The sequence below is a fragment of the Paenibacillus sabuli genome, from assembly GCF_014705605.1.
Classification (GTDB): Bacteria; Bacillota; Bacilli; order Paenibacillales; family Paenibacillaceae; genus Paenibacillus_D; species Paenibacillus_D sabuli.
In genome coordinates, this window is the sequence record NZ_JACXIZ010000015.1 from 44744 (window position 1) to 57116 (window position 12373).

General features: G+C 61.7%; 11 protein-coding genes. 8 read left to right on the forward strand and 3 right to left on the reverse strand.

All coding sequences use genetic code 11. The features are described 5' to 3' along the window. Positions 1-143 precede the first annotated feature (143 nt). Positions 144-1469, reverse strand: coding sequence for a sensor histidine kinase (locus IDH44_RS09015; protein ID WP_317890141.1), 1326 nt, complete (start codon positions 1467-1469; stop codon positions 144-146). After that, complete coding sequence (locus IDH44_RS09020; RefSeq protein WP_190916840.1) at positions 1466-2143, reverse strand: response regulator transcription factor; 678 nt, start codon at positions 2141-2143, stop codon at positions 1466-1468. The genes IDH44_RS09015 and IDH44_RS09020 overlap by 4 nt, the downstream gene beginning before the upstream one ends. 199 nt (positions 2144-2342) lie before the next feature. On the opposite strand from IDH44_RS09020, the gene IDH44_RS09025 reads away from it, so the two are divergent. The 3 genes from IDH44_RS09025 to IDH44_RS09035 all read left to right on the forward strand — a co-directional run bounded on the left by IDH44_RS09025 (position 2343) and on the right by IDH44_RS09035 (position 5989). After that, positions 2343-3086, forward strand: coding sequence for a polyphosphate polymerase domain-containing protein (locus tag IDH44_RS09025; RefSeq protein ID WP_190916842.1), 744 nt, complete (start codon positions 2343-2345; stop codon positions 3084-3086). After that, positions 3079-3759 (forward strand): DUF4956 domain-containing protein, encoded by a 681-nt coding sequence (locus IDH44_RS09030; RefSeq protein ID WP_190916844.1) that lies wholly within the window; start codon positions 3079-3081, stop codon positions 3757-3759. The genes IDH44_RS09025 and IDH44_RS09030 overlap by 8 nt, the downstream gene beginning before the upstream one ends. Before the next feature lie 64 nt (positions 3760-3823). Next, a complete protein-coding gene (locus tag IDH44_RS09035; RefSeq protein ID WP_190916846.1) occupies positions 3824-5989 on the forward strand; it encodes a carbohydrate-binding domain-containing protein in 2166 nt (721 codons plus the stop codon). Between the two features lie 158 nt (positions 5990-6147). Here the strand turns inward: IDH44_RS09035 and IDH44_RS09040 are convergent, their stop codons facing one another. After that, positions 6148-7065, reverse strand: coding sequence for an aldo/keto reductase (locus tag IDH44_RS09040; RefSeq protein ID WP_190916848.1), 918 nt, complete (start codon positions 7063-7065; stop codon positions 6148-6150). A 275-nt stretch (positions 7066-7340) separates the two neighbouring features. On the opposite strand from IDH44_RS09040, the gene IDH44_RS09045 reads away from it, so the two are divergent. From IDH44_RS09045 to IDH44_RS09065, 5 genes are all read left to right on the forward strand, one after another. Further along, the gene (locus tag IDH44_RS09045; RefSeq protein WP_190916850.1) at positions 7341-7874 is read left to right on the forward strand and encodes a DNA topology modulation protein; all 534 of its coding nucleotides are present in this window, start codon (positions 7341-7343) and stop codon (positions 7872-7874) included. A gap of 27 nt (positions 7875-7901) precedes the next feature. Then, complete coding sequence (locus IDH44_RS09050) at positions 7902-9992, forward strand: class I SAM-dependent methyltransferase (protein WP_190916852.1); 2091 nt, start codon at positions 7902-7904, stop codon at positions 9990-9992. 550 nt (positions 9993-10542) lie between these two features. Then, complete coding sequence (locus tag IDH44_RS09055; protein ID WP_190917090.1) at positions 10543-11442, forward strand: class I SAM-dependent methyltransferase; 900 nt, start codon at positions 10543-10545, stop codon at positions 11440-11442. A 104-nt stretch (positions 11443-11546) separates the two neighbouring features. Then, positions 11547-11939: a hypothetical protein gene (locus IDH44_RS09060; protein ID WP_190916854.1), complete on the forward strand. Its 393-nt coding sequence runs from the start codon at positions 11547-11549 to the stop codon at positions 11937-11939. Between the two features lie 32 nt (positions 11940-11971). Beyond that, positions 11972-12340, forward strand: coding sequence for an iron chaperone (locus IDH44_RS09065; protein WP_190916856.1), 369 nt, complete (start codon positions 11972-11974; stop codon positions 12338-12340). The last annotated feature ends 33 nt before the right edge of the window (positions 12341-12373 follow it).

The window sequence follows — 12373 nt, forward strand, 5'->3', positions numbered from 1 at the left end:
GACCGGGCTTTCGCCCGCGATGGCGGCGGTTTTTTTGAAATTATAGAAAGTAGATGATCTCGCATATTCTTGTCTAAATTTCGCGGATCGAAACAGATTGGCGCCACCAAAGGATGGCGTCAGCCGTTTCGCCTTGATCTGCTCTAGGCCAGCGGCAGATGCAGGTGGAAGGTCGTCGAGACGCCGGGCACGCTGCTGGCGTAGATGCGGCCACGATGCTGCTCGACGATGGATCTGGCGATCGCAAGACCGAGACCGTATCCGCCCTGACCGCGTGCGCGGGACGTATCGGTGCGGTAGAAACGATCGAACAGGCGCGGCAGATGCTCCGGTGCAATACCCTGGCCCGTATTGGATACCGTCAGCACCGCCTCCTGCTGCAGCCGTCGCAGCTGCAGCGTCACGGCGCCCCTGGCAGGCGTATACTTGACTGCGTTGTCGAGCAGGATCGTCAGCACTTGCTTGATCTGCTCGGCATTGCCGTGTGCCTGCAGTCCCGGCTCAATGTCGGCTTGCAGGTCGATCCGGTGCTCGTAGAGGACGGCCTCCATCGTCAGCATCCGATTCTCCACGGCGTCGCTCAGATTGAAGATTGCGTGCAGCATGCGCACGCGCGATTCGTCCAGCTCGGTCAGGTAGAGCAGGTCGTTGGTAAGGCGCGTCATGCGCTCGGTCTCGGCCTTGATGTAGCCGAGCCACTTGGCCTGCCCGCCCCGCGCGTCGTCGCTGCCGGCGAGCAGGACGTCCGCATTCGTGTTGATGATGGTGAGCGGCGTCTTGAGCTCGTGCGAGGCGTCGGCGATGAACTGTTTTTGCTTCGCAAAGGCTTCCCGAACCGGCGCGATCGCCCGATTGGCAAAATAGCGGCTGGCGAAGTAAAGCACGACCAGCATCGCCAGTGCTACCAGTCCGAAGGTATAGGTCAGATTGGTCAAAATCGTCTGACGCGCCGACACGTCGAGGAACACGATCGTCTGCTGCTCGCCGTACTGGGTCACCCGGTAGGCCCAGTCGCTGCCGTCGAGGCTGAATTGGCCCGACACCCGGCCGCGCTCGGCCACGCGGGTCAATGCCTCGTCGTAGAGCGCCTCCTCCATCTCCAAGGGGGAATTGATGTCCAGCAGATTCCACGCGCTGTCCGTACGCAGCGTGAAGCCGATCGCCCGGTCCGGCTGGAAGGGGGCGTCGTTCCTCAGGCCGGGCCCGCCTGCGTTGCCGGGCGCCGTCGCTGGCGGCGTGCCTTCGATGGCCCCTGACGCCGGCGTTATGGCTTGTCCGGGGCGCAGGTTGTCGGTGCCGCCTTGCAGCCGCTGATGGAATTCGCCGATGCGCCGCAGCTCCATGTCGATGTCGCGCTGCACGTTCCGGTACGTGATCATGTAGATGGACGTGAACGCGACGAGCATGATGACCGCGATCGTCACCAGATTGAGGAGCAGGAACCGGTTGCGCAGTCGCTTGAACATCATGGGTTGGCCTCCAGGACATAGCCGACCCCGCGGATCGTCTGGATGCGCGTCTTGGAGCCGAGGAAAGTCAGTTTTTTGCGCAAGAAGGAGACATAGACCTCGACATTGTTGTACTCTGCCTCGGAATCAAAGCCCCACAGCTTCTCAATAATTTGCTCCTTGGATGTCACGCTCTGCTTGCGTGTCATGAGCAATTCAAGCAGCCCGCTTTCCTTCAAATTCAGCTTCATCTCGCGGTCGCCGACCGTCAGCTTGAGCAGCGACGGATGCAGCGACAGATCGCCGAGGCGAAGCGCATCCTCCGGCACGACCTCGCCTCGGCGCCGCATCACGGCGCGCATGCGCGCGAGCAGCTCCTCGGAGGCGAACGGCTTGGCGAGGTAGTCGTCGGCGCCGTGATCGAGCCCGGCGACCCGGTCGGGCAGCTCGCCCTTGGCCGTGAGCAAGATGACCGGCGTCGCGATGCCCTCCGCCCGGAGCTGCCTGAGCAGCTCGATTCCATTCAGCTGCGGCAGCATGATATCCAGCAGCACCAGATCGTAGATCCCGCTCATGGCATGGTCCAGTCCGGTCTGGCCGTCGTGGACGGCATCGACGGTATAATGGTGCTTTTGCAAAATTTGCGTCAGCGCCTCGGCCAGGTGCAGTTCGTCTTCGACAATGAGTATGCGCATCGTGGTCATCCCCTACTTTCATTTGCAGGCTTGCCTGATTCTGCTCCCATTATAACAGGATAACCTTGAACGCAGCTTAATTGATTTGAATGAGTAAAGTAAAGGGATTGTAAAACGATTTAAGATGAATTAAAGGTTGGCGTCCTACGATACGGACATAGCCCTCAGGGCGATGACACACGAAGGGAGCCGAACCGACATGGCCATCGAAGTATTCAACCGATACGAAAACAAATATGTACTGGACGAAGCTACTTATCGCAGCTTCTCGAATCAACTACTCGCGTATATGGAACTCGACGATTACAACAAGCAGCATGAGCGCTACACCATTGCGAATCTGTATTACGACACGCCGTCCAATACCATTATCCGTCACAGTCTGTCCAAGCCAAAATACAAAGAGAAGCTGCGGCTCAGAGCGTACGGCACGCCCGCGCCCGATGCCAAGGTGTATCTGGAAATCAAAAAAAAGTTTAACGGCCTGGTCAATAAGCGGCGAACCGCGCTACGTCTTCACGAAGCGTACGCCTTCGTCAGCACCGGTGATGCGCCGATGCCGCAACCTTATATGAACCACCAGGTCATCGGGGAGATCGCATACATGCTCACGCAATACGAGCTGCAGCCGGCTGTCTATCTGGCCTATGAGCGCCAGGCCATGTTCAGCAAGGAAAGCCGCGATCTGCGCATTACCTTCGATACGAATATCCAAAGCCGGCGTTATGACCTCGAACTGGAGTCAGGGCCTTATGGCGAGCAGTTGCTGGAGCCAGGGCAATGGCTGATGGAGATTAAGGCGGAGAAGACGATGCCGCTCTGGCTATCGAGACTGCTGGCGGAGAACCGGATGTATCGCACCGGATTCTCCAAGTATGGCAACGAGTACAAGCGCATGATCGCGGCCAGACGCACCGAAAAGGAGCGTGTCGTCCATGCTTGAATCATGGTTCACCGTCTCGCTGGAAAGCGCCGAGCTGACCTTGAGCCACGTCCTGTTGACGGTTGGCGTGTCCGTACTGGCGGGACTCTTGATCAGCTATACCTACATGCGGACGAATCCGGGTTATTCGCAAGGCTTCATTCTGACCATGGTGCTGCTGCCCGTCGTGGTGGCGATCATCATCCTGCTCATTGGCAGCAATATTGCGCGCGCGTTCAGCCTGGCGGGCGCCTTCTCCATCATCCGGTTCCGCAGCGCAGCCGGGGACCCGAAGGATATCACCTTCGTGCTGCTGGCGATGGCAGCGGGTCTGGCGAGCGGCGTGGGCGCTTTTGCGTACGGCATGCTGTTCGCGTTGCTGCTGTGCCTGTTGATGTTCATCCTCCATGTCGTCCGCTACGGTCGCAGCAAGTCGGAGCAGCGTCTGCTCAAGGTGACGATTCCCGAGGATCTGAACTACGAGGAGGCGTTCGCGGACGTATTCGCAGCCCATCATGTGCGCTACGAGCTGCAAAAAATCCGCACCACCGAGCTGGGCAGTCTGTACGAACTGGTCTATCAGGTGACGCTGGACGGCAAGACCGACCGCAAGGCGTTCCTGGACGGCATTCGCTGCCGCAACGGCAATCTCGATCTCAGTCTGACGATGACGCCGGTACGAGCGGAGTATTAATCGCGGGTCACAATCCGGAGCGGAGCGTGATTCGCAATCCTACGATACGAAAGGAACGAGGAGCATGAAAAAATCAACCTTCTATACAAAGCTGGGGGCGCTGATGCTCAGCACAATGCTGGTCGCGGCCTGCAGCGGACAAGTGAACAATGACGTCGGCGGGGGCATTCAGGTCCAGGAGAACGGCGCGTCCAACGCATCCGGCGGCGCAATCGAATCTGCAAGCGATGCGGCGGACCTCGCCGCCGACGGACAATCGAGTGTGCGTGCGGCGGATGCTGTGACGTACGACGAGGACGATCTGGCTGTCGACTGGAGCGAGGAGGGGGCGACCCGGATCGATCTGAACGGTACCGCCATTGCGGTGAACGGCGAGGGCGCAGCTGTCGAAGGCGGCGCGGTCACGATATCCGAGGGCGGCCTGTACGTCGTCAGCGGCACGTTGGCGGACGGGCAGGTGATCGTCGATGCGCCGGACGACGAGGTGGTGCGCCTCGTGCTCGATGGCGTCGATCTGACCAGCGCGACCAGCGCGCCGCTCTATATCAAGGAGGCGGACAAGGTCGTCCTCACGCTGGCGGACGGCACGAGCAATACGCTGAGCGACGCCGCGAGCTATGTCTATCCGGATGCGGACACGGACGAGCCGTCTGCGGCAATCTACAGCAAGGGCGATCTGACGATCAACGGCAGCGGCACGCTGACTGTTACTGCGAACTATAACGACGGCATCAACGGCCGCGACGACGTCAAGCTGGTGAGCGGTACGATCGTCGTGCAGGCCGCCGACGACGGCATCGTCGGCAAGGATCTGCTGTCCGTCAAGGACGCCTCGATCAAGGTCGTGGCAGCGGGAGACGGGCTCAAGTCGAGCAACGATAGCGATGCGAGCAAGGGCGTGATCGCCATCACAGGCGGCAGCTTTGACATCGAGGCAGGCAACGACGCCATCCAGGCGGAGACGACACTCGTCATCGATGACGGCACCTTCGCGGTGCTCGCCGGCGGCGGATATACGAACGGCGAGACGAAGACGGAGCAGATGGGCGGCTTCCCGGGCGGACGCATGCAGTCCGGCGAGCAGACCGAAGCAACCGAGGAAGAGGAGAGCACGGAGAGTATGAAAGGGCTGAAGGCCGGTGTCGCGGTCGTCGTAAACGGCGGCAGCTATACGATCGACACAGCCGATGACGCGCTGCACAGCAACGGCTCGGTGATCGTGTCCGGCGGACAGCTCGCGATTGCCAGCGGCGACGACGGCATCCACGCCGATGCGGAGACGGCGATCAGCGGCGGCACGATCCAGATCACGAACAGCTACGAAGGTGTGGAGGGCGAACGCGTGACGATCAGCGGCGGTGAATTGACAATCGTGGCCACCGACGACGGCATTAATGCGGCGTCGGATAGCGGTCAAGCCGAGCGCATCGCAATCAGCGGCGGATACGTCAGCGTAAATGCGAACGGGGACGGCATCGATTCCAATGCGGATATCGAGATGAGCGGCGGGACCTTGATTGTGAACGGACCAACCGGTAACAACAACGGCGCGCTCGATTACGACGGCACCTTCACCATCAGCGGCGGGACACTGGTCGCCGCAGGCAGCGCGGGCATGGCGCAGGCGACATCAGACGGCTCGACGCAGCGGACACTGGCCATGACTTTCAGCGAGGTGCAAGCCGCCGACACGCTGGTGAATGTGTCCGACAGTGCAGGGAATACGGTGATGAGCTTTGCCCCTTCCAAGGCATTCCAAACCATCGTTATCAGTACGCCGATCCTTGCAGAAGGCGAATCCTATACATTGTCCACGGGCGGCAGCTCGACGGGCGAGGCTCAGGACGGCTTGTATTCGGACGGCGCATATACGGGCGGCCAATCAATCGTCACCTTCGAGCTCGCTGATCTTGTGACCTGGCTGGATGAATCCGGGGTGACGACTGGCGGCGGCATGATGGGCGGCATGGGCGGCATGGGCGGCATGCAGGACCGAGGAGACATGAATGGAGGCCCGCGCGGCGAAGGAGGCATGCCGCCTGAGGGTGGCATGAACGGTGGACCTCCCGGCGAAGGCGGAGTCGGCGCAGGTCCGGATGGTGCGCCTTCTGAGGGCATGCGTCCGAACGGATCGGGCGCTTCGCAGCGGGGCGGTGCCGATGAACAGATGATGCCGGATGCGGACAACGGCGCGGTTATGGACGACGACGCCGATTCGGCATCGGTGTGATAACAAGCAGCCTGCTCGAAGGTTCAATCGATTCCTGAAATAAAAAGACTGGACGAGAAAACGCAAGGTTTTCCGTCCAGTCTTTTTGGTGTGTCTGCCACAGGGTCTCAAGCGGTGCACAGATTAAGGAGTCCGGGGGCCAACGCGAACAGCCCAATTCATGGCAGCACGTTCCCCGCCGCGCGGAAGATGTCGTACCATTCCTCGCGGGTCAAGCGAATGTCGGCAGCACGGATGCAGTCGCTCAGCCGCTCGAGGTTCATCGTGCCCGTCACGGGCTGCATGTTGGCGGGGTGCCGCAGCAGCCACGCCATCGCGATGGTCGTGTTGCGGACCTCGTATTTGGCGGCCAGCTCGTCAATTTTGGCATTCAGCTCGGGGAAGGCCGCATTGTCGAGGAAGACGCCCTGGAAGAAGCCGTATTGGAACGGCGACCACGGCTGAATGGTGATGTCGTGAAGGCGGCAGTAATCGAGCACGTAGCCATCGCGGTTCACAGCCGATTCGTTCTCCATGTTCACATTGAAACCGCTGGAGATCATCGTCGCATTGGTGATGCTCAGCTGCAGCTGATTGGCGACGAGCGGCTGCTTGACGTAGCGCCGGAGCAGCTCGATCTGCAGCGGATTCTGATTGGAGACGCCAAAATGGCGGACCTTGCCCGACTGCTCGAGCTGATCGAACGCCTCGGCCACCTCCTCCGGCTCGACCAGGGTGTCCGGACGATGCAGCAGCAGAATGTCCAGATAATCGGTCTTCAGCCGCTTCAGGATGCCGTCTACGGACGAGAGAATATGTGCCTTGGAAAAATCGAAGCGGCCGGGACGAATGCCGCACTTGGATTGCAGTATCATCGTCTCGCGCAAGGCCGGTGTCATGCCGACCGCCTCCGCGAATTGCTCCTCGCACGCGCCGGCGCCATAGATGTCGGCATGGTCGAAGAAATTGGCGCCCGCCTCCAGCGAGGTGCGGATCAGCCGCTCCGCCTCGGGCTTGTCCAGCTTGTTCATGCGCATGCAGCCGACCGCTACGGTCGGCACTTGCAGATCGCTTGTTCCTAATGGGATCGTTCTCACAGTTTTTTTGCGCCTCCTAGTGTTGCAAAGTCCTTGCTCCCTGATTGTAGCCGATTACACGCGGGAATGTAAGAACTGTAATGGGCTGTAGTTACTATCGCAGAGGGTAGTAGCTAACCTGACCGTGCCGGTTCCGTGCTGCGTCGATCGCACTGTGATCGCGGCGGGAGCGTCCGGGCAGGCCGGCGCGGACCGGGATTGTGCGCCGCCGCCGAACGTGCGAGAATATAGAGAACTATGAATAGGTAGATCTGACACGAAGGGAAGAAAGCGACGTGGAGCGAATCTTGATCCTGGGCTCGCCTGGGGCGGGCAAGTCGACGCTGGCCAAGGAGCTGAGCGCGCGCAGCGGCTTGCCTGTCGTGCACCTCGATGCGCATTATTGGAAGCCGGGCTGGGTGGCGACGGAGCCCGAGGCTTGGCGGCGGGACGTAGAGGCGCTGGCGGCACAGTCACGCTGGATCATCGACGGCAACTACTCCGGCACGATGGATCAGCGGCTGATGCGGGCCGACGCGGTCGTGCTGCTGGACCTGCCGAGGTGGCGCTGCATGTACCGGATCGTCTTGCGGCGCTTCCTGTATCGCCGCAAGACGCGGCCGGATATGGGCGCGGGCTGTCCGGAAAAACTGGACCTCGAATTCGTACGCTGGGTCTGGCGCTATCCGCAACGAAGCCGCGGCCGCACCCTAACAAAACTGGAAGCCCTGAAGCGCGAAAAAACGATCGTCATTCTGCGCACGCCTCGCCAGGTCGAGACTTGGCTCAATCAGACGACCTGGGCACAAGGCGGCTATACCGGACGATGAATCGGCAACCTGGAGGAGGAGATCGGAATGGGGCGAGCGTTGACGGCCATTCGGAACTATCGCAAGCAGCAATTGACGGAGGACGCGCTGCAGGAGGAGCCGTGGCTCGCGTACCTCGTCCGCGCGGAGGCGCGCGTCGTCAACGTCGAGCGGATCGCCTCGCTGCGCGAGCTGGACGAAGCCAACCCCGTGCTCGACTATGTCGAGCGCAGCCTGGCGCTGCTGGAGGAGATGGAGCTGTCGTATTGGATGAAGGAGCTGCTCGAGGAGGTGCTCGCCTGGTCGGAGACGGCCAAGGGCGGCACGCTGCGCGAGAGGCTGCGCTGGCAGGAGGCGGGCATCAATTGCCGCATCCATAATATCGGCTCGGCGCAGTTGTACGCGCGCAGCAGTCCCGAATCGAGCGCGCGTACACAGACCGTCCTGGCGCTGATCGAGGGACACGGGCTGATCGGGCAGCAGCTGCGCGGCGAGGTGCCCATGACGGCGGCGGAGGACGAGGGGCTGACGCGGATCGCCGAGAGCGGCGCCGTCACGACGGACGAGCTCGAGCGTCTGCTGCAGGCGCTCACGGCCTGCGTGATCGGAGCGGTATCGCCGGAGCTGCAGGCGCAGACGCAAGTCCAGGCCGATGCCGTCATCGCGGCGCTTGCCCGCGGCCGCGCGGCGCAGCGCGACGAGCTGACCGAGCGGCTGCGGCGCATGCGCGCCGAGGCGATCCGGGCGGGCGAGGCCTTCGACGAGACCTATGCGGCGCTGGATCGCGAGCATGCGGTCGGGCGCCTGCTGGAGCCGCTGCAAGGCAAGACCTTCTGGTACGCCGAGCCGGCGACCCGGCATGTGTCGCTGCGTCACTTCCTGCAGATCATGACGCTGGCCGCGCGTCATCCTGCGATCGGGGAGGTCCGCCACATCAGCCTGGAGCCGCTGATGGCGTCGCTGTATTACGATTACCGCGGCGCCAAAAAAATCAACGTCTACAAGCTGCGCATGCTGGAGCATTATCTCAACGCGCTGTCGTGGGACGCCGTTGCCTGCGAGTCGGGGCCGGCCGGCGTACATCTGCGGGCCGCGCTCGATCGCGAGCCGGCAGTGCCGGATACGCTGGTCGTCGCGTTCGCCTTTTCGCCGGCGGCGGAGAAGCTGATCGAATTCTGCATGGAAGCGGAGAAGTCGCCGCTCTACGAGCGGGCGGTGCTGATGCTGTTCGACCTGTTCGGGCTGCGCCGCGACGCCTACGACCGCTTCCACAACGAGGACACCTATCTCGCGGATATGAACGCCTCCGTCGATTACAAGCGCGTGCTGGTGGAGCAGGTCGTCGGCCGCCGCGTCGTCGACATCGGCCCGGGCGGCGGGGTGCTGCTCGATCTGCTCGAGCAGGAGCGGCCCGAGACCGAGCCGCTCGGCATCGACATCGCCGTCAATGTGGTGGAGGCGCTGAATCGCAAGAAGCACACGGAGGGCAGGCGCTGGCAGGTGATGCAGGGCGATGCGCTCAAGCTGCCGGAGCTGCTCGGTCCGGCGAGCGTGGACACGGTCATCTTTTCCTCGATCCTGCACGAGTTGTACTCGTATGTTCCTTTCGAAGGTCGACGCTTCAACCAACAGACGATCGAGGCTGCGCTGACGAGCGCCTTCGAGGCGATCGCGCCCGGGGGGCGCATCGTCATTCGCGACGGCGTCAAGAGCGAGCCCGACGAGCCGCGGATCATCCGCTTCCTCCGGGACGACGGGATGGCGTGGCTGCGGCGCTATGCCCAGGACTTCGCCGGCCGTGCGATCCGCTTCGAGCCGCTCGGAGAGCGCGAGGCGAGGCTGCCGGTCAACGATGCGATGGAATTCCTCTATACGTATACCTGGGGCGAGGAGGCCTACGTGCACGAGGTGCAGGAGCAATTCGGGGTATTCACCCTGCGCGAATACGAGGATTGCATCCGGCGGCTGTTCGGCGCGCGGGCGCGTATCCTCGTCAGCCGCGCCTACCTGCAGGCGGGATATACCGAGGCGCTCGCCGACAAGGTCGAGCTGCTGGATGCGCACGGAGCCGAGGTGCCGCTGCCGGATAGCACCTGTCTGCTCGTCATCGAGAAGGCGGATTTTCAAAGAACGGATTGACAGTCAGGAAGGAAAAGGTTAATATAGATTCACGTTATCCATAATTATGGCATCTATTAACGTTGCTTTTGCGGCACACCCGGAGCTCGGCCCCGTGTCCGCTCTGCAGGCGGAGAAGCGAGCCTTTTGCGGCTCGCTTCTCCGCAGAGCGTGCAGAGGCATGCTGACCGGCCACCCTTTGAACCTTTGGAGACTGGTGCATGCCCACGGACGCTGTTATTATTCGAATTAATTATGGATAACACGAATCTCCAAAGTCTATTTTACTAAAGTTCGCCATGAAATTTTGAGCAATCAGTAATCGAGCAGTGAACGCAAGTGCAAAGTGCTCGTGCATGATGGGAATTTTGCCGAACTAACGGGAGAGCAATTCGAGATAGGCGAGCGGCGGGGCCGACGGGGCGGCAGTAGAACGAAAAAGTAACGTTAATGCATGCGGGAGAGTGCGGCGCGGCGGCAGTAGAGTGAAAAGGTAGCGTTAATGCGTCTAGGAGAGTGCGGATGGACACGCATTATGGAAAGGAACGTATACGAAACGGAGGATGAAACGATGGAGCATTCTTTTTTTGATCCGGCCGTCTGGGAGCAAGCCTGGCGCGAGGACGCCGATACGACGATACGTTACATGGAGAGGGCCGGGATCGACCCGGCGCGGACCTTTGACAGCAAGGCGGAAGTATTCGAGCGGCAATCGTTCAGCGAGGAGGGCAAGCGCAGATCGAGCCGTATCCTGAATTGGCTGGAGGCGCAGGGCGTCGACTTCGACGGACTCACGGTGCTGGATATCGGAGCGGCGTCGGGCGTATTCACCATACCGATGGCCGAGCGTGGCGCGCGGGTGACGGCAGTCGAATCGTCGCCGCCGCAGGTCGAGCTGCTGCAGCGCAATGCCGCCCATCTCCGGGCTGGACAGGTGACCGTCGTAGGCGAGCCCTTCGAACGGCTCGATCTCGCCGCTCGCGGCTGGCACAAGGCGTTCGACCTCGTGTTCGTCTCGATGTGTCCGGTCATCGTCGATTGGTCGAGCGTCGAGCGCGTGCTGGCCTGCGCTAGGCAATACAGCTACATCAGCCTGACCGTAGGCGGGACCGAGCACGGGCTGCTGGACGAGATCGCGCCTCTGCTCGCAGCCGCGCCGTCCAAGCCGGCCCGCATGGAGATGGCGTATCTGCTGCATCTGCTGCTGCTCAAGGGATACGCCTTCGAGTCGCTCGTCACACGCGAGACCAAGACGGTGACGGCGACGCGCGAGGCGGCCCTGGCCGAATTGATGAGCATGGCGAAGCTGTCCGGCCGGCCGGAGGACGCGCGCGCGCGGCAGCGGGTGCAGGCGTATCTGGAGTCGCAGTACCCGGCCGGCGAGGTACAGTATGAGCAGGGCGGCCGATTCGGCAAGGTGCTGATCCGGCTGCAGGACGAGCGTATGCAGAGCGGCGAGCCTCGCAGCTGACAGCAGAGCGCGCTCGGCCGGCGAGTGAATTGCGCTGCGGTGCGCGCCCGACGCGCAGCTCCCAGCGTGCGGGTCCGGCGGCATGACCGCGGTCGGACGACCACATGCTGACGGAGGCGCTCGATCTGTTCGAGGCGAGCGGCGTCAAGGCATGGTGGTACAGCGCCGCCGCCAAAGGGTCTTATCCGCTCTTCAAAAGCAACGTCCTGCCGTATCGGGAGGATGCCGACACGGAGATGTTCAAGTGGCTGAGCGCGGAATGCCGCAAACGCGGCATCTCGCTGTTCAGCTGGGAATATCTCAACACGGCGCCGCTCGTCACGTTGCAGCATCCCGAGTGGCGCTATCGCTATCTCGACTGGGACCAAACGGACAATTCACTGCGCGACAGCCGCTTCGTCTGCCACAATTCGCCGTACGGCGAGCTGCTGGAGCAGCCCGATTCGTCTGGGTATGGAGTGAACTGTGGCGATTCGTCCTGGAATCGGCTAGAATAATAGGCAGGCATGACAAAGAATGGAGGAACCGCGTGGAAACGTTTGACGACTATCTGGACAAGCTGGACAACCCGGAGCATCGCGCCCGGATGAACGAGGTGCTGGACTGGGTGCAGGCCACCTTCCCGGAGCTTACCCCCAAGATCGCCTGGAATCAGCCGATGTACACCGATCACGGCACGTTTATCGTCGGCTTCAGCGCCGCCAAGAAGCATTGGGCCGTCTCGCCCGAGCCGGCTGGAATGGCGTACATACTCGAGGACATCAAGCGGGCCGGGCACGACCATACCAAGCAACTGGTGCGTTTCCCTTGGGCGAAGCCGGTCGATTATGCGCTGCTGGAGAAGATGATCGCTTTTAACATCGCGGACAAGGCCGAGTGCGCCACCTTTTGGCGCTAAGGCTGCGACGCTGAATTTTTTTAGGAGGAATAC